This window comes from Vibrio sp. V10_P2A27P122 (assembly GCF_963874335.1).
Lineage (GTDB): Bacteria > Pseudomonadota > Gammaproteobacteria > Enterobacterales > Vibrionaceae > Vibrio > Vibrio anguillarum.
Window position 1 is genome coordinate 1 of record NZ_CAWNHY010000273.1, and the last position, 18,462, is coordinate 18,462.

The window sequence follows — 18,462 nt, forward strand, 5'->3', positions numbered from 1 at the left end:
CGTGTTAATAACGTGGATTAAAGAATATTTATCCTAGAAATGATTCTAAAATTGTGAATATAATCTCATGAAACTGAATACTGCATTTTCTTGATTTAGTCCAATAATGATAGGTTGTTCACAATAAGCTGCTGAAAATTTACACATAAACTCGATTAATATGCCATTTCAATCGTGATAAATGCATAAATTTCCTGAGTCACTTAGTTTCCTTACTCCATCAAAACGCACAATAGCATGCGTATATTGAGCTACTTAATGGCTTGTTTTCTGTTGAAACTGCTTCACGCTGCGCTTTTGAGCACTGCGGCGGTTGGCTTGCTTATCACGCGGTTTGCGCTTCGGTTCACCGCTGGTCGGTTGGTCTGTCACTGGAAAATCGGTCAACGCCTGCAGCGGTAAAGCGCGCTGCGTTAAGCTGCGGATAGCCTCCAGCGCTTGGCTTTCACCATGGCAGACCAGTGAAATCGCCACACCACCTTGACCAGCACGCGCTGTGCGGCCAACGCGGTGAATATAAACTGGCGCACTAGGCGGTAAATCAAAATTGATCACCACTGGCAGCGCGTCAATGTGAATACCACGCGCCAGTAAATCGGTGGCCACCAGTACATCCACTTGATTCGCTTTGAAATCGGCTAACGTTTGCTCGCGAATAACTTGATCTTTTTCACCATGCAAAGCTGCCGCACGAATACCCGCTTTGAGTAATTTTTTCGCGACCGCGTCAGCACTATCACGAGCGCTAATGAACACTAATACTTGCTGCCCAGCCCGCTGTTTAATCAGAGCAATTAATGCTTGTGCTTTACTGCCCTTATTCACAAGGTAGAGCTGCTCTTCAATTTCTTCCACCACTTGATTGGCTTGATTCGCCTCTATCTTTACCGGGTTATTTAACACGGCCAATGCCACCTGTTCGAGATCGGCGGCGAGTGTGGCGGAAAACAACAACGTTTGTTTGGTTTGGGGCATAAAACTGAGCAGGCGTTGTACATCCGGCCAAAACCCCATCTCTAACAGTCTGTCAGCTTCATCTAACACCACACAGTGCATCGACTCCAATGAGATCAGTTGCTGTGTAAGTAAATCAAGCAAGCGGCCCGGTGTCGCGACGATTAAATGCGGTAATTTGGCCAACTGCGCAAGCTGCTCTTCTTGGGCCACTCCCCCGCATAAAGTGCATAAGCTAATACCCATTTTGCTTGCCACGGTACTCAACTCTTGGCTGACTTGTTGTGCTAATTCACGGGTAGGAACAATGACAACGGATTGAATTGCAAGAGTATTAACTTCAATCCGTTGCAGTAAAGGCAAACCATAAGCTAACGTTTTACCACTGCCCGTCTGCGCGAAGGCAAGCACATCTTGCCCAGAAAGTACGGCTGGAATAGCCAATTGTTGGATTTTGGTCGCCGTGTGTCGCGACGCAGGCAGCGCTGCCATCAAAGGGGCGCTTAAGTTAAGCTTAGAAAAATTCATAAACGACTAGCAGGGTGAAAAAGGTTGCGCCGAGTCTAAAGCTATTCATTCTCCATCACAACTGTCGATACGGATCAGGACTGAATCTGGCCGCCAGTACTCAAATTCACAGTCCATGATCTCGCCATCTTGTTTGTAATTAACTCGACAAATTTTCATTACAGATTGGCCAGCAGCCAAGTTAAGGGCTTTTGCCACATGAAGAGGTGCAGCCGTAGGGATTACTTCAAAACGAGAGCGCGTGGTGATGTAACCGTATTTTTGCTGATAGAGATGCGTTAACGAAGCGGTTAAATTTTCCTCTAATATCTTTGGAAACCACTGCGCAATCAGGCAGTTTTCGACAAACAGTACCGCTCGCCCGTCAATCGAGCGCAACCGTTCAATAATATGAATGGGCGTAATTCGGTCAATATCCATCGCTCTTGCATACTCACGAGAAGCCATCACGCTGCGTACCGCAACTAGCTTAGTTTCTGCGATTCGGTGCTGCTCGCGGATCATCTGGTGGAAGTGGCAACGCGATAGCGGGTTATAATGAATTCGCGCCGGAGAGACAAACCAGCCACGCCGCTCTTCTCGGTAAATCAACCCTTCTGTTTCCAGTGAAACCAAAGCGTCTTTAATTGTAATGCGGGTTGTATTAAACAATTCACTCAATTCACGTTCAGATGGCAGTTTTTGTCTGTCGCTCAGCATCCCACTGCAAATTTGCTCACGAAGGGTGCCTTTAATATTACCAAGTTGGGTCTTTTCTAAAGGAGCATTTGCCACTGGCAAAGGGCTGCGAAATCTCATGCGTGACCTAGTCCAATATTATACAGAGTGAATAAACGTCTTTTAGACTACTTAAGGCAGATAACAGATTTATGACAGGCTAATTGATTGAATTTGAAATAAAAGTGCAATAGAAAATCATCAAAAATGTCAAATAACTACACCGAAAACGTCACAGTTCTTCCCTAGGATAAAAATCGAACTTACTGACCTAGTCCAGAAGGATAGCGACAATGAAAACCTTATTTACCCGCGCAACGACTGCCACAGCACTTGCGCTGACTCTTTCAACTTCGGCTTTTGCTAAAGAGGCTGATTTACAATCTTTGATCAACGCAGCGAAACAAGAAGGCCAAGTGTACAGCATTGGTATGCCCGGCAGTTGGGCTAACTGGCAAGATACGTGGAGCGATTTAGGTAAGATTTATGGCCTAAAACACCAAGATACGGATATGAGCTCAGCGCAAGAAATTGCCAAGTTTGAAGCCGAAAAGAAAAATGCGACCGCCGATATCGGTGATGTTGGCTTTGCGTTTGCTCGCGTGGCGGTGAAAAAAGGCGTAACTCAAGCGTACAAACCGAGCACTTGGAATGACATCCCTGACTGGGCCAAAGATAAAGATGGCCACTGGGCTCTGGCTTATACGGGCACCATTTCATTTATCTCGAACAATAATCTAGTCAAGAATGCGCCAAAAACGTGGAACGATTTGCTCAAAGGCGATTACAAAATCAGTATTGGTAATGTCGGTGTTGCTGCGCAAGCAAATAATGCCGTACTAGCCGCTGCTTTTGCTCATGGTGGCAGTGAAAAGAACCTCGATCCGGCAATCGAATTTTTTGCCAAACTCGCCAAGCAAGGGCGCTTATCATTTACAGACCCAAGTATCGCTAACCTCGAAAAAGGTGAAGTTGAAGTGGCCGTATTGTGGGATTTCAACGCCCTAAGTTACCGTGACCAAATTGACCGTAACCGCTTTACCGTTAACATTCCGCAAGATGGTTCTGTGATTTCCGGCTACACCACCATCATCAATAAATACGCCAAAAACCCAAATGCGGCCAAGCTAGCACGTGAATACATCTTTAGCGATCAAGGCCAAATCAACCTTGCACAAGGCTATGCTCGCCCGATCCGCAGCAACGTTGCACTGCCTGCTGCGGTACAAAGCAAATTGATTGCTAACGATCAATACCAGAACGTGAGTCCAATTAGCGACTTTAATGCTTGGGAAAAATCAGCTCGCCAATTGCCACGTCAATGGCAAGAAAATGTCATTATCCACCAGCAGTAAGAGGTAACCATGAACAATAAGGTGATCCTTGTTGTTCTTGATGGACTCAATTATTCCGTAGCCCGTGATTGCATGGGCTACTTAAACGGCTTAATTGAGCAGCAAAGAGCAACCTTATACTCCCTACAATGTGAATTGCCTTCGTTATCGCGTCCTTTGTATGAATGTCTACTCACTGGCGTAAAGCCTGTCGAAAGCGGCATTGTTCATAACCACATTGTGCGCCTTTCACATCATCAATCCATCTTCAGTTTGGCAAAAGAGCAAGGGCTGACAACAGCCGCAGCGGCGTATCATTGGGTCAGCGAGCTCTATAACCGCGCGCCTTTTGATGCAACGCGCGATCGTTTTACCTGTGATAAAACACTCAATATTCAGCATGGCTGTTTTTATCACTGGGATCACTATCCCGATGAAGCACTGTTTTTAGACGCCGAATACTTACGTCGTACTCATCAGCCTGATTTTTTACTGATCCATCCAATGAATATCGATGATGCTGGACATAAGTTTGGCCTTGATTCAGGACAGTATCGTAATAGTGCACGCATGGCCGATGCGCTGTTATCTCACTTTTTAGAAAGCTGGCTAAACGATGGCTACCAAGTGATGGTGACCAGCGATCACGGCATGAACAATGACAAGTCACACGGCGGAATATTAACCGAAGAGCGCAACGTCCCGCTGTTTGTATTGGGCGATCAATTTTCGCACCAAGCTTGTGAGATCAAACAAACTGAGCTCTGCGGCCTGTGCTGCCAACTGCTTAATCTTGATCACAATAAGCCCTTTTCTGCGGAGTGCTTAGCATGATCAGTAGCCAAGTTATTAGCAAGCCTAGCGCCGTGCTGAGCCAATCAACACACTGGGCACGCAAACTCAAACCTGCGTTATGGCTTACTCCTTTTGCGCTGTTTTTCTACTTATTTCAGCTCGCCCCCATGCTGTGGGTTTTGTTCAACAGCTTTATCTCTGACGATCAATGGTCACTAGACCATTATCGCGAAATCTTCAGCTCATCCTTTATTTTGCAAGGGTTGGGCAACAGTTTGTGGCTCGCCATATGGTCCAGCGTCGCGGGCCTTGCGATTGCGGCAATGTTGGTCGCCTCCTTACGCCGAGTCGATGGCAAGCTGCGCGATGGTGTGATCGCCTTTACCAATATGAGCAGTAATTTTGCGGGCGTCCCTTTGGCATTCGCTTTCATTATTATTCTTGGGGTCAACGGCGCACTGACTTTGCTGCTAAAGCAATACGGTTTGATTGAAGAGTTCAACCTATATGGCAAATGGGGGCTGCTGGCGATGTATATCTACTTTCAGATCCCTCTTGGCGTGCTGCTGCTCTATCCTGCATTTGATGCGCTCAGTGATGACTGGCAAGCGGCGGCATCTACTCTGGGCGCCAATGGATGGCAATATTGGCAGAAAATCGCCTTGCCTGTGCTTTCACCAGCCCTACTCGGCACCTTGATTATCCTAATCGCCAATGCGATGGGCGCGTATGCCAGCGTCTACGCACTCACATCCGGCAACTACAACGTCATTACGGTACGCATTGCCAGTTTAGTGGCGGGAGATCTGTTCTTAGAGCCCAATTTAGCCGCCGCCATTTCCGTAGTATTGATGCTAATTTTAGCCTTCATTACTGTGATCAATCAGTGGCTAATTGCGAAAAGCTATAGCGCAAGGAACACCCATGCAAAACGCTAATCCTACCCTTGATAAAATCACCTTTCATAAAAGTGTGGTCTATTCCATCGTGGGAGTGATGTTGCTGCCCATTTTGGCCACCTTGGTTTATTCCTTTTCTTCACGCTGGGGCGCAACGATTTTACCCGATGGCTTCACCTTTGACTGGTACCTCAAACTGCTGACCGACCCTCGCTTTCTCGATGCATTTGGCCGCTCATTGCTGATTGGCATCGCTTCTCTGACACTCAGCGCGGTTTTGATTATTCCGGCGATCTTCGTGGTGTTTTACTATTTCCCTCATCTCGATAAAGTAATGAACTTGCTGATTTTAATTCCTTTTGCGGTACCGCCTGTGGTCTCTTCAGTTGGATTACTGCAACTGTACGCCGATAGCCAATTTCCAATTGTGGGTACACCTTGGATTTTGATTGGCACTTATTTCACCATTGCGCTGCCGTTTATGTACCGTGCAATTGCCAACAGTTTTGAGGCGATCCATCTACACGATCTCATGGACGCCGCGCACCTGCTCGGCGCAAGCACCAGCCGTGCTTTTTTACTGATCGTACTGCCAAACATTAGAAAAGGGTTGATGGCTTCGCTGTTTCTATCCTTCTCTTTTCTACTTGGCGAGTTTGTATTTGCGAACATTCTGGTCGGCACGCGCTATGAAACCTTGCAGATTTATCTCTACAACATGCGTCAGACTAGTGGTCACTTCACCTCCGCGTTAGTGATGACTTACTTCCTATTTATCTTTTTACTGACTTGGCTCGCCAGTCGTTTTAGCCGAGGATCCACTCAATGAATTCCACGACCCACACAACCTCTCGCTCTGATTACGTCCACGTCGCCAACCTCACCAAACGTTTTGGCAACAATACCGTTTTTGAAGGGATTGAATTTTCCATTGAGCAAGGGGAATTTGTCACGCTACTTGGTCCGAGCGGCTGCGGGAAATCGACCTTATTGCGCAGTTTGGCTGGCTTAAATCCCGTCGATGACGGCGAAATTTGGGTCAACGGTGAAAACATCACTAACCAAACACCACAGCAACGCGGCATTGGCATGGTGTTTCAATCCTACGCTCTGTTTCCGAATATGACGGTGGCTGAAAACATCGCTTTTGGCCTCAAAATGCAAGGGCAAGACAGAGCTTACATCGCGCGCGAAGTACAAAAAGTGGTCGAACTGGTTTCGCTGATAGGGAAAGAAAAACACTATCCCAACCAGCTCTCGGGTGGGCAGCGCCAACGCGTCGCTTTAGCTCGCGCCTTAGTGGTCAAACCGCGTATTTTGCTACTTGATGAACCCCTTTCAGCACTGGATGCCAAAATTCGCAAACACTTACGCCAGCAGATCCGTGATATTCAAAAAGAGCTTAATCTCACCACCGTATTTGTAACCCATGATCAAGAAGAGGCGATGATTCTCTCTGATCGTATTTTTTTAATGCACCAAGGTGAAATCGTTCAGCAAGGCTCCCCAGAAAGCATTTATACTCAGCCAGCCAATGAGTTTGTGGCTGGTTTTATGGGCCATTACAATTTAGTAGAGGCGGCCACCGCCAAGCAGTTGTTTAACATAGACACGGCTTGGAAAGTGGCTATTCGCCCCGAATCCATCTACGTCAAGGAAGCTGGGCGGAGCTATGGTGCCCATGTTTCTGCGCCGCAACATGGCACCATCAAGCATCACCAATTACTGGGTAATGTCATTCGCTACCATGTGGATGTGCGAGGCTGCGAGCTCACGGTCGATTTACTCAATCGTTCGTCAGAGCGATTATTTGCCACTGGCAGTCAGCTAGAATTACTGTTTAACCTTAACGAAATACAACCTGTGAGAGCCTAAATAGATGCCGACACCTCTATACGTTTTTGATATGGACGACACATTGATTGACGGCGACTGCGCAATGATTTGGAGCGAATATTTGGCCGATAAGGGCATAGCGAGCGACCCTGATTTTGTCGCGCAAGATAGGCTGATCATGTCACGCTATGCCAGCGGTGAAATGGACATGGAAGATTACCTCGATTTTGCGATGCAACCTTTACTCACCCTGCCCACAGAGCAAGTCCAGCGCTTAGCGGACGATTGTGTCGCTACACGCATCGTACCTAGGCTATTTCCTCAAGCCAAAGCACTCATTAAACAGTTAACGGACGAGCGTATTCAAATGCTCATTATTTCGGCGTCGGTCAGTTTTTTGGTTAAAGCTGTCGCCCGTAAAATAGGCGTTGCAGAGGCGATGGGTATCGATATGGTCATAGAGAACAACCATTACACCACGCATATTTTGGGAACACCCACCTACCGAGACGGTAAAGTCACTCGCTTAAATGAATGGCTAGCTGAGCGCCCACAATACGTGGGTCAAGTGCATTTTTTCACTGACTCGATCAATGATTTACCTTTGTGTCTACACGCCGATTTCACCTATTTGGTCAACCCATGCACGCGTCTCATCCAATACGCTCAGCCCCAACAATGGCCGATATTAAAGTGGGGCTAATCACATCCTTTACTTTTGATGAATCATGTAACTTGAGGCGCTGGCGGTAAACTTCTAGTATGAAGACAATAAGTTAACCGAGCCTCTCGCCATGAGCATGAAACATCGCATTGCCTTTATCTCTCTTTTACTGTCAACTCTCAATGCTTGCTCGCCGGAAAATAGCGCGCAAGCATTGGGCACTTTAGAGCGAGACCGCATCACTTTTTCCGCCACCGCCAATGAGATCATTCGCGCGCTTCCTGTCGCGGAAGGCAGCGCAGTGCATGCTGGCGAAGTATTGGTTCGACTGGATACCAGAAATCAGCAGGCGGTGCTGGCCCATGCACTCGCAGAGGCGGCCAAAGCGCAAGCGTATTTGCTCAAACTGAGTAATGGTGAACGCCAAGAAGACACGGCAGCCGCGCAAGCCAAAGTCAATCGCGCGCAAGCCAAACTGACAGAGGCGTTGCAAAACTTCAAACGTGTGGAAGAACTGGTTGGTAAAAAGCTCCTCAGCCAATCAGAAAAAGACAGCGCCACCGCCACGCGTGATGCCACTCGCGCCGAACTCGATTCTGCAAAAGAAGAGTTTGCTAAGCTCACCGCTGGCACTCGCCCTGAAGATATTGAACAAGCCCAAGCGGCGCTGACCGCCGCCAAAGCCGACGTCTCACTGCAACAGCAAAAGCTCGACGAGTTAACCATTGTCGCAACCCGCGATGGAATTTTGGATAACCTCCCATACAACTTGGGTGAGCGCGTCCCAAACAACGGCATTGTCGCTATCATCCAAGCAAGCCGCATCCCTTATGCTCGCGTCTACGTTCCCGCACCACACCGTTTAGCTGTCGTGCCGGGCGCACAGTTTCCAGTGCATATCGACGGTATAAAAGAGCCGCTGCAAGGCACTGTGCGTTGGGTGGCAACGGAACCCTCTTTCACGCCTTACTACGCACTAACCGAAAATGAACGCGCCCGCTCAATGTATCTAGCCGAAGTGGATCTGCCCGAATCCGCGCAATCGCTCCCTTCTGGCATTCCAGCGCAAGTCGATTTAGCGAGGCAAAAATAGTGACTGAACTCGCCATTCACGCCCGTAATGTGGTCAAAAAATTTGGGGATTTCACTGCGATTGAAGGCATCAATCTGAGTGTCCCCAAAGGAACCATTTACGGTTTTCTCGGCCCAAATGGTTGTGGCAAATCGACCACAATTCGCGTGCTCACGGGTTTATTAAGCCCTACCTCCGGCAGTGTTGATGTGCTGGGGTTAGCGATCCCAAAACAATCCGAGCAATTGCGCCTAAAAATTGGTTATATGACACAAAAATTTTCGTTATACGATGATTTAACCGTCGAGGAAAACCTACAATTTATTGGACAAATTTTTGGTATGCCGCGCAAAGCATTGGCACAACGACTCAATGAACAGTTGTGCACTTATGGGCTTGATCAGCGCCGAAAACAACGCGTAAGTGGGATGAGTGGCGGCCAAAAGCAGCGCTTGTCACTAGCAGCCGCCACGATGCATAAACCTGAACTGCTGTTTTTGGATGAACCAACGTCGGCGGTCGATCCTGAAAATAGACGGGAATTTTGGGAACAATTGTTCGATCTTTCAGACCAAGGCACCACCATTTTGATCACCACTCACTACATGGATGAAGCGGAGCGCTGCCACCGTTTAGCCATCATGGAATCGGGTTTAATCCGTGCAGATGGTGAGCCAGAAACCTTAATGAACACGATGGGCGTCAACATTGTCGAAGTCCGAGCCCATAATTTGCGGCAATTAAAAGAAAAAGTCATGGCTCGGGCGGAGGTTCGCTCTGCTGCGCAACTTGGCATCCGCTTGCGGATCCTTATTCATCAACAAGTCACACAACCTATCGCGTGGCTAAAAACAACCTTCCCTGAACTGGCTGAAGCTGAGATGAATCTAGCTCGCCCAAGTTTGGAAGATGTCTTTGTCACTGTGACTGGCAAGGGGCGTCAATGAAAGCACTGTTTCGAATGAAAGCGGTGATGGTGAAAGAGATACGCCAACTCTCGCGAGACAGAATTACGTTTGGCATGGTAGTGATGATCCCACTGATCCAGCTGTTGCTATTTGGCTTTGCCATCAATACTGACGTACGCAATATTCCGATCGCCATCGTTGATCAAAGTGAAAGTACCCTCGGACGGTTAATTGTAGAGTCAGTCAAAGCCACACAGGTTGTGAGCGTCAAACACACTTTTGCCACAGCAGAGCAAGCTGAACATGCGATTGAACAAGGTAACGTGAGAGCAGCGCTGATCCTGCCAAAAGATCTCACCCAGCGCGCGGTGCAAAAACGCGTGTTAGGTCAGTGGATTGTTGATGGCTCCGATACGATGATCAGTGCCTCCATTTTAGGCCTGCAATCCATGCCGCTGACCGATTTTGATTTTGACATTCGTCCAGCCACCGTCAAAACCTTTGAAGTCACGCTGTTTTATAACCCCACTCGCCGCTCTGCGGTCAATATCGTACCCGGTTTACTGGGGGTCATTTTAACCATGACGATGATCCTCTTCACCAGTGCCGCGATTGTGCGAGAAAAAGAGCGCGGCAATTTAGAACTGCTGATCACAACGCCAATTCACTCTATTGAGCTTATGGTCGCCAAAATTGTGCCCTATATCTTTGTCGGATTAATTCAGGTCTTCATCATCTTGGGCTTAGGGCATTTTATTTTTGACGTGCCCATTAATGGTGCGATCAGCCAAATTCTCTTCGGTACTTTGCTGTTTATCGCCGCCAGTTTGACCTTAGGTTTGGTGATTTCAACCATTGCTTCCACTCAACTGCAAGCCATGCAAATGACTGTTTTTATTTTACTGCCTTCGATTTTACTTTCTGGATTTATGTTTCCCTACGAAGGCATGCCAGTCGCAGCGCAGTGGATTTCTGAAGCGTTGCCTGCGACTCACTTTATGCGCATGATCCGCGGGATTGTGTTGCGCGGTGCTAACCTCATGGATCTATGGCGAGATGCATTATGGATGTTGAGCTTTACCGTCGGTGGGATTATCGTCGCGTCGTTGAGATTTAAGAAATCCCTTGATTAACGCCATTCACATTTGAAGGCTAATTTTTAAGCCAAAAGAAGGAAACTAACATGTTAAAGTCACTGATGACCAAAGCGTTATTGTGTGTAGGCCTGATCTCCAATACCTCAGATGCATTGGCATCAGAGCGATCAACGATAGCATGGCAATGGATTGAAAATGGCGCGCTTTTAGTCGATGTTCGAACCGCAGCAGAATTTGCAGTTGGCCATATTGAAGGTGCGCTAAACTACCCACTTGATACTGTCAGCAGTGCTTTTTCTCACATCGATAAACAACAACCGATTGTAGTTTACTGCCGCAGCGGCAATCGATCGGGCCAAGCCATGGCCTATTTACTCGAGCAAGGGTTTACTCAAGTACATAACGGCGGCGGTTTAGAGGAAATGATCATTCATCCTTCGGCAATAAAGCCGCTCAATTGATGTTAGCCTACTCACATTCACGTTATCGCTCTTGTTTGTTCTTAATTGGCTCTCAAAGCGCAACAGAAAGACAGCGCTTGTTATTCGGCAACAATGATCGATTTTTTGATTGGAACGTAGAAGATGTTCGATAACCAATCTCAACGGTATACAGCATGCGAACGTACAAAACCTTACGCTTGATCCTAGGCGATCAGCTCAACATCAAGCACTCTTGGTTTAACAAAACGGATGATTCCGTACTGTACGTGATAGCTGAACTTAAACAAGAAACAGGCTATGTAAAACATCACATTCAAAAAATCTGCGCCTTTTTTGCCGCGATGGAAGCTTTTGCCGAATTATTGCAAAGTGAGGGACACCAGGTTCTCTACTTGACCCTTGATGAAACTGCCGATTATTTGCAGCTACCACCATTGATTAGTGATCTGTGTCATCAGATCAACGCAGAATACTTTCACTATCAGCGACCTGATGAATACCGAGTTTGGCAACAATTGCAGGAGTTAAACCTCTCTCATACACAAGTGACTTGTTTTGATACTGAACACTTTTTATTGCCTTTTGACGAGATCACTCAACATTTTAACACCAACAAAACCACTATTATGGAGCCGTTTTATCGCAAAATGCGTAAGCGATTCGGTATTCTTCTGCAAGATGATCATCAAACGCCTTTGGGTGGGCGTTGGAATTTTGATCACCAAAATCGCAATAAGCTCAGCGTGCAAGACATAGAAAACCTACCCAAACCACTTAGCTTTCAAAACGATGTCAGTGCAATTTATAACCGTTTACAGCATCATAATATTCACGTTTTCGGCCTGTATACTCCTTCATTGTTATGGCCGATTAACCGCTCACAAGCACTGTCATTATTGGCCCACTTTTGTCAGTACGGCTTGCCGCTGTTTGGTCGCTTTCAAGATGCAATGACGGCAAAGAGCCCACATCGTTGGAGCCTCTACCATAGCCGGCTCTCTTTTGCACTCAACTGCAAACTACTATCGCCTGCAGAAGTCATTCAAAGTGCACTCATGCGATTTGAGAATGACAATACGATGGATTTAGCACAAATCGAAGGATTCATTAGGCAAATTTTGGGCTGGCGTGAGTACATTCGAGGCATTTATTGGGCGAACATGCCCCAATACGCCAAGCACAACGCCCTTGACGCTCAACGACCTCTTCCTCACTATTATTGGACAGGGGATACTCGTATGCATTGTGTTAAACAAGCCGTAACTCAATCACTGGAATTTTCCTACGCACACCATATCCAACGTTTGATGATCACGGGTAATTTTGCACTCCTATCAGGTTGCAAGCCAGATGAGGTGGATGACTGGTACTTAGGTATTTATATTGATGCATTGCAATGGGTAGAAATGCCCAATACCCGAGGTATGGCTCTGTTTGCTGATGGGGGAATTGTTGCCACAAAGCCTTATGCCGCAAGCGGCTCTTACATCAATAAAATGAGTGATTACTGCAAAGATTGTCAATACCAAGTAAAGAGCCGTAGTGGTCTAAATTCATGTCCATTCAATAGTTTATATTGGCAGTTCATGCTCACTCATCGTGAACGGTTAGCCAAAAATCCAAGGATAGGCATGATTTATAAAAATTGGGATAACACTGAAAACGCCACTCAACAAGCAATCTTAGATCAAGCTCAATACTATCTACACCATATTGAAGAGCTGTAGCTCGTCGGCTTACTGGTCACGTTTTGATTTATGCAATTTGGTGAGCACGCTGCAAGTAACTATAATCATGCTATTCGATTAAATATCAGTGAGTGATTATGCAACAACAGCAAGTCCATATGGACCAACGTATTTGCCAGCAATGCTCAGAAAAACAAAACTTGCCTTTTGACTTCACCATGGCTTTCCAACCCATAGTGAACGTTGCAGATAACACCATCTTTGGCTACGAAGCACTCGTACGAGGTCTGAATAATGAATCGGCTTACTCCATCATTGAACAAGTCAGTGATGACAACCGATACCGCTTTGACCAACTTTGTCGAATCAAAGCGATTAAACTCGCGGCTAAACTAAAACTGTCAGGTATTTTGAGCATTAATTTTTTACCTAATGCCGTTTACCAACCAGAGCGCTGTATCCGCACCACATTAGAGGCAGCAAAGCAGTTCGGTTTCCCGACAGAACGGATCATGTTTGAATTTACTGAGGTGGAAAAAATCGTAGACACAGCGCACATAAAACGGATCGTCGCTTATTACTCCAACCTAGGATTTACTACCGCGATTGATGATTTCGGTGCAGGCTACGCCGGGCTTGGGCTATTGGTTAACTTCCAAACTAAAATAGTAAAATTAGATATGTCACTGCTGCGTAATATCGATCAAGACATCACGAAGCAAGCAATCGTCCGTCATACTGTCGCAATGCTCATTGAGCTAGGGATTTGTCCACTCGCTGAAGGTATTGAAACTCAACAAGAAATGTTATGGCTAAAACGACTCGGCATTGAACTCATGCAAGGCTACTATTTTGCGAAACCTGAGTTTGAAGCGTTGCCTACAGTGACGTTTTGAACCATAACATCAGCCTCTAATTTTGTGGATCCATCAAACCACGAAATGCTTGGGCATAAGTTTCAACTGTTCAATACGGCCCGACATGGCTGTTTCCACCTCGGCTAACCACTCATAACGTTTAGTATATAGACGGCGTTTATTGCGATTTAGCGTCTCAACACCTTTACGGTTTGGCGTGGTTGGCAAACGGTACAAATATTTGCTCATTTTCTCTGCTTCGTACTCTGTCCACAGTTCATCGTAATCAAAGCTTACTGATTTGCGCTTTGATCCAATATAACGCAACGCTTGATACATATGGCCGCGGTTAGAAATCGCATACAGGTTTTCAACCCCTAAAATACGCGCTAGCGTCATGATCATTTCAACCATCAGTGCTTTAGTTCTTAAGCCGTGAGTCGTGCGCGTCAAATTTTTAATGATTTGATTACGATCGGTCACACCACTGCTTGGACCTTGTAGTGAACCAATGTAAATACTGCGCCCTTGATCAGAAACATTGAAACTGATCGAGTAAATTTTCTGCCCTTTTTCATCCGTCAGTTGCAGCCCCAACGAGCCTTCTCTTATCTCTCCACTGCACAGGCTTAATGAATAACTCGCCCCATTTTTGTCGTAAAAATCAAAAATAGAGAAGCCTGATTCTGAGAAAAACTTCGCAGCATTAAAGCCAAACTGTTCAACTAAGTAGATAAAATGTTGATTAATGTGCCATGTACGCTCTTTGGCAGACCAATTGACGCAGAGATAAGGTTTTAATGGTTTTTCCAAAAACTGTGGGCATTGCTTCAATACCTCCGCTAACTCGGAGCACGAAAACAGCCTCAGCATACTTTTTAGAGCATAGGCATTGGTCACGCCCCATAAACAAAAACGGATATTCTTCCTGATTTTAGACCAGCCTTTGGTATTGGGGTAAATCGTTTCGGAGAGTTCAGACAGGCTAAACAGGTAGTCGAGTTTATTTTCAATTATCATAGTATGGACCAGAATTTCAGCAGCTAGGACAGCCTCAAACATTGGGGAGTCGCTCATTGAAAATAATGTACAGTGTTTCATTGAGGGGAGCTGTCCTGAGTTTGTATGAAAATGTCAGCCTTCGTCATTAGCTATTTACTTAGCGCGCTAACTAAATTATATTACTTAGCACGCTAAGTAATATGTGACTCGTTATGATTGAAAACACGCACACCCTGAAAGAATTATCACTCGCTGAGCAGTTTGCTCGTCTCTCACGCTTATGGAAAATGGTGGCGGACCGAGAACTCTCACCCTTGGGCCTTACCCATCCTCGTTGGACCGCATTGTGGAAATTACAGCGTCTCGGTGACAACGTCAGTCAAAAAACCTTAGCCGAAGCGTTAGAAATAGAACTGGCTTCTTTGATGCGAACTTTAAAGCAGCTCGAAGAACAATCGCTGATCGAACGTCACTGCTGTCACAACGATAAGCGCGCTCGAATCGTCAGTTTGACGAGTAACGGGCGTGCTCTTATCAAGCAGATGGAAACCCGTATTTTGCAAGTTCGCCAAAACTTACTGGGTAATATTGACGATCAACAATTGCACCAACTGACTCTTACGCTCGAACAAATCTCACACAACGCTCTAGATACGCTCAGCAAACCGATAGCAACACCTTCAAAGGAACAATAATTACTTATGACACCTGATCAAAAATTTGCACTTTGGATCAAATATTCCATCGTCGCTTTTGTGGCGCTCTTTGCCTATTTTTTGGTGGCCGATTTGGCTATGCCTTTAACACCGCAAGCCATGGCAACGCGGACTGTGACCAAAATATCTCCCCGAGTTAATGGTCAAATCAGTGATGTTTTTGTCACTAATAATCAAACCGTACACAAGGGTGAAGTACTTTTCACCATCGACCCACAACCCTATCAACTGGCGGTAGAGCAGGCCCAACTCAATTATGAACGTGCGGTACAAGGTAACGCTCAATTGGATGCATCGATTGCTGCGGCAGAAGCTAATGTTACGGCAAGCCGTATCGTTGCCGATCAAAAGTTGCGCGAAGCTAACCGATTAAACACTCTGTTTGCACGCAATGGGACTTCTCAGCAACTTAAAGACGATGCACAAAGTGGCGCTACCGCCGCGAAAGCCAATTTGGTTGCAGCGCAAGCTCACCTGCAAGAATTGCACGTTAGTCGAGGTAATAGTGACGAAAGTAACGTCAGCATCCGCGCCGCTTTGAACCAATTGGCGCAGGCCAAGCTAAACCTTGCCTACACACAAACGCTAGCAGAGCAAGATGGTGTCATTACCAACTTACAGCTTGAAACGGGCACCTACGCCGCAGCAGGTATGCCGTTAGTTGCGTTGGTAGCGACGGATGTAGACGTGATTGCTGATTTTAGAGAAAAAAGCTTACGCCATTTCCCAGACAATAGCCGCGCCCTAGTTGCTTTTGATAGCAAACCCGGCGAAGTCTTTACCGCGCGTATTCGTAGCCTTGATGCTGGGGTAAGCACTGGTCAGTTTGATGCGAATGGGCGTTTAGCCACTCCAACAGAATCTAATCGCTGGGTGCGTGATGCACAACGCATGCGTGTGCACCTTTCGCTCGATGAAACGATGTCAACATTGCCTTCCGGTGCTCGTGCGACGGTACAGTTGCTACCAGAAAGTGGCCCGTTTGCTTGGCTGGCAAAAATGCAAATTCAGTTTCTGAGCACTCTGCACTACGTCTATTAAGCGGAGTAAAAAATGCGACTTTGGGATCATCCATTATCTGAAAATGACTTTCGCCAATGCGTCAGAATAGCAACAGGTGCGACGCTTGGTTTTACCTTTTGTAAACTACTGGGTTGGAACTACGGGGTATTTTTTACCGTAACACCGATGCTGTTACTGGGCATGGTGCCCGTCATGAATGCGCACGCCGCAAAGCAACTGCTCGCTTCCGCCGTCGTTTGTGGCTTAGAAGTAGCCATTCTCGGGGGGCTGTTTGGCGCTCATCCGGCACTGATGACGATGATGGCTTTCGTATTGTTTCTCTACAAATTTGCTTGTATGTCGAAAGGCAGCTTATTCTTATTTGGAGCGAACAGCGTATTGAGCCTGAGCATCATGCTGCACTTTGCAAGCTACCCCACAACTGATCTTAACGATCTGATTACCAGCAACTTTATCGCGAATTTGCTTTCGGTAATGGTCGCTTATCTGGTGACATTCTGTATTCCCGACGCACAGAAAAGGCAACCTCCCGCTCATGCAAGCGTGGCCAAAGAGTCACATCGTATGCGCCATGAAGCGCTCATGGGCGCAACCATTGCCACACTCTCTTTCGTTGTGTTTCAAATATTCGATCTGCAAGATTCAATGTCCGCGCAAGCCACAACCTTGTTGCTACTTTTCCCGATGCATTGGAACGGAGCGCTAGGCTACGCACGCAAACGCGCGATGGGTACTCTGCTTGGTGTCACTTTCGGTATTGCGGTCCAACTGCTGCTCTACGATTGGTCAGGTCAGCTTTTATTTGTTACTCCGCTGCTGTGGATAGGTGCGATGCTCTTTAGCTACTGGCATGTAAAAGAATCCAGCGGTTCAGGGGTCGGCTTTGGCTCATTGACTACCTTGGGGATCTTGTTTGGTCAATATTTGACGCCGGGCAATGATTTAATTTTCAGTGCCCTGTACCGAGTCGGCAGTATTTTGTTTGCTATTGTCGCCACATTACTTACAACCTATGTGATCCATCGATTGCTGAATCAATTCAAAGCCACCCAATTTGGCCAGTAATTAAAAACCCTGCACATAGGTGCAGGGTCAACATCACAGCAAACCTTTATTCAAAGGATAAGCGTGCCGAATTTAATACACCCGTTAAACCTTGATAGTGATCCGCCACGACTAAACGCCACTGGCCTTGCACGTTCATTTGTTGCATTCCGCTGAGTGTAAAGCGAACACGATAAGCCGTGTTGCGATCATACTGGTTATACGATTTTAAGTTCCAATAGCCACCATCAGGTGCATACAACTTGACTGAAACATCACCCACAAATGGGTGTTCAATATCAAGTTGAATAGTGGCCGTTTCCGCATTTCCTTGATAAGTCACATTAATCGGAAGTGCTAACTCTCCTTGTGCATGATCGGGAATGGCAAAAGGCCCTTGTAAATCATAGATGGCTTGTTGGGGCGAAGTCGGTTCGGTGGGTGACGTTCCTTCGTCATTACTCCCATCTGGACGTGCATAAATCGCCGCAATGTGTGGCGCGCTCAGGCCAATCGCTCGCACCGAGTTCGCGTAGTCAGTGACACCACATGCTTGACCTTTACACACTTTGCTTGGGTTAGAGAATGTGTAAGAACGGCTATGAATACCAAATAAGAAACCATAGGCCATGGTCGTCGCAAATTGGCCTTGAACCCCATAACCATACGCATCTTGCTCTGTACCATTTGAAAGATGGGGTTCGCCATTGTACTGCTCATGAGCATGGTTCAAGCCCAAATTGTGGCCTAATTCGTGAATAAACGTATCATCGCCACACTCATTCAAATAGCTATGACTGTACATTCTAGATTGCGCATAACGCGCACTATTGTTCCAATACGCGGCAGGGATTATCCATGCTAGACCACAGCTCAGCATGTAAC

Annotated in this window: 19 protein-coding genes; 15 read left to right on the forward strand and 4 right to left on the reverse strand. The window is 46.6% G+C overall.

Annotated features, from left to right (window positions below):
• Window positions 1-255: 255 nt before the first annotated feature.
• The gene (locus AACQ17_RS14240) at window positions 256-1,482 is read right to left on the reverse strand and encodes a DEAD/DEAH box helicase (protein WP_094147393.1); all 1,227 of its coding nucleotides are present in this window, start codon (window positions 1,480-1,482) and stop codon (window positions 256-258) included.
• Window positions 1,483-1,527: 45 nt separating this feature from the next.
• Complete coding sequence (locus AACQ17_RS14245) at window positions 1,528-2,280, reverse strand: UTRA domain-containing protein (RefSeq protein WP_017046832.1); 753 nt, start codon at window positions 2,278-2,280, stop codon at window positions 1,528-1,530.
• A gap of 212 nt (window positions 2,281-2,492) precedes the next feature.
• Between AACQ17_RS14245 and AACQ17_RS14250 the strand changes: the two genes are divergently transcribed.
• The 12 genes from AACQ17_RS14250 to AACQ17_RS14305 all read left to right on the forward strand — a co-directional run bounded on the left by AACQ17_RS14250 (window position 2,493) and on the right by AACQ17_RS14305 (window position 13,831).
• Window positions 2,493-3,554, forward strand: coding sequence for an ABC transporter substrate-binding protein (locus tag AACQ17_RS14250; protein ID WP_017044980.1), 1,062 nt, complete (start codon window positions 2,493-2,495; stop codon window positions 3,552-3,554).
• A 9-nt stretch (window positions 3,555-3,563) separates the two neighbouring features.
• Complete coding sequence (locus AACQ17_RS14255; protein WP_017044979.1) at window positions 3,564-4,367, forward strand: alkaline phosphatase family protein; 804 nt, start codon at window positions 3,564-3,566, stop codon at window positions 4,365-4,367.
• A complete protein-coding gene (locus AACQ17_RS14260; RefSeq protein WP_026027756.1) occupies window positions 4,367-5,266 on the forward strand; it encodes an ABC transporter permease in 900 nt (299 codons plus the stop codon). The genes AACQ17_RS14255 and AACQ17_RS14260 overlap by 1 nt, the downstream gene beginning before the upstream one ends.
• Entirely contained in the window at window positions 5,253-6,056 is an 804-nt protein-coding gene (locus AACQ17_RS14265; RefSeq protein WP_017049312.1) for an ABC transporter permease, read from the forward strand. Before AACQ17_RS14260 ends, AACQ17_RS14265 begins: the two co-directional genes overlap by 14 nt.
• Entirely contained in the window at window positions 6,053-7,102 is a 1,050-nt protein-coding gene (locus AACQ17_RS14270; protein ID WP_017046834.1) for an ABC transporter ATP-binding protein, read from the forward strand. The genes AACQ17_RS14265 and AACQ17_RS14270 overlap by 4 nt, the downstream gene beginning before the upstream one ends.
• A 4-nt stretch (window positions 7,103-7,106) precedes the next feature.
• Window positions 7,107-7,766 carry an HAD family hydrolase gene (locus AACQ17_RS14275; RefSeq protein ID WP_017044976.1) on the forward strand — a complete coding sequence of 220 codons (660 nt, stop codon included), beginning with the start codon at window positions 7,107-7,109 and terminating at the stop codon, window positions 7,764-7,766.
• A gap of 91 nt (window positions 7,767-7,857) precedes the next feature.
• Entirely contained in the window at window positions 7,858-8,820 is a 963-nt protein-coding gene (locus tag AACQ17_RS14280) for an HlyD family secretion protein (RefSeq protein WP_094147394.1), read from the forward strand.
• The gene (locus AACQ17_RS14285; RefSeq protein ID WP_017044975.1) at window positions 8,820-9,746 is read left to right on the forward strand and encodes an ABC transporter ATP-binding protein; all 927 of its coding nucleotides are present in this window, start codon (window positions 8,820-8,822) and stop codon (window positions 9,744-9,746) included. The genes AACQ17_RS14280 and AACQ17_RS14285 overlap by 1 nt, the downstream gene beginning before the upstream one ends.
• Window positions 9,743-10,840, forward strand: a complete 1,098-nt coding sequence (locus AACQ17_RS14290) for an ABC transporter permease (RefSeq protein ID WP_013868268.1) — start codon at window positions 9,743-9,745, stop codon at window positions 10,838-10,840. Before AACQ17_RS14285 ends, AACQ17_RS14290 begins: the two co-directional genes overlap by 4 nt.
• A gap of 50 nt (window positions 10,841-10,890) precedes the next feature.
• Window positions 10,891-11,265 carry a rhodanese-like domain-containing protein gene (locus tag AACQ17_RS14295; RefSeq protein WP_094147395.1) on the forward strand — a complete coding sequence of 125 codons (375 nt, stop codon included), beginning with the start codon at window positions 10,891-10,893 and terminating at the stop codon, window positions 11,263-11,265.
• Between the two features lie 155 nt (window positions 11,266-11,420).
• Entirely contained in the window at window positions 11,421-12,974 is a 1,554-nt protein-coding gene (locus tag AACQ17_RS14300; RefSeq protein ID WP_094147396.1) for a cryptochrome/photolyase family protein, read from the forward strand.
• A 98-nt stretch (window positions 12,975-13,072) separates the two neighbouring features.
• Window positions 13,073-13,831 (forward strand): EAL domain-containing protein, encoded by a 759-nt coding sequence (locus AACQ17_RS14305; RefSeq protein WP_026028439.1) that lies wholly within the window; start codon window positions 13,073-13,075, stop codon window positions 13,829-13,831.
• A gap of 33 nt (window positions 13,832-13,864) precedes the next feature.
• Here the strand turns inward: AACQ17_RS14305 and AACQ17_RS14310 are convergent, their stop codons facing one another.
• On the reverse strand, window positions 13,865-14,893 hold the full coding sequence (locus AACQ17_RS14310; RefSeq protein WP_094147397.1) for a VirK/YbjX family protein: 1,029 nt from the start codon (window positions 14,891-14,893) through the stop codon (window positions 13,865-13,867).
• A 113-nt stretch (window positions 14,894-15,006) separates the two neighbouring features.
• Between AACQ17_RS14310 and slyA the strand changes: the two genes are divergently transcribed.
• Genes slyA through AACQ17_RS14325 form a run of 3 tightly spaced genes read left to right on the forward strand, consistent with a single transcriptional unit; the run spans window position 15,007 to window position 17,598 of the window.
• Complete coding sequence (gene slyA / locus AACQ17_RS14315) at window positions 15,007-15,489, forward strand: transcriptional regulator SlyA (RefSeq protein ID WP_019283056.1); 483 nt, start codon at window positions 15,007-15,009, stop codon at window positions 15,487-15,489.
• Between the two features lie 6 nt (window positions 15,490-15,495).
• Window positions 15,496-16,551, forward strand: coding sequence for an HlyD family secretion protein (locus AACQ17_RS14320; protein ID WP_017049320.1), 1,056 nt, complete (start codon window positions 15,496-15,498; stop codon window positions 16,549-16,551).
• Between the two features lie 12 nt (window positions 16,552-16,563).
• Entirely contained in the window at window positions 16,564-17,598 is a 1,035-nt protein-coding gene (locus AACQ17_RS14325; RefSeq protein WP_094147398.1) for a DUF2955 domain-containing protein, read from the forward strand.
• A gap of 46 nt (window positions 17,599-17,644) precedes the next feature.
• On the opposite strand, the gene AACQ17_RS14330 is transcribed toward AACQ17_RS14325, so the two are convergent.
• Window positions 17,645-18,462 (reverse strand): proprotein convertase P-domain-containing protein (locus AACQ17_RS14330; RefSeq protein WP_094167781.1); only part of this gene is annotated, 818 nt, incomplete at its 5' end.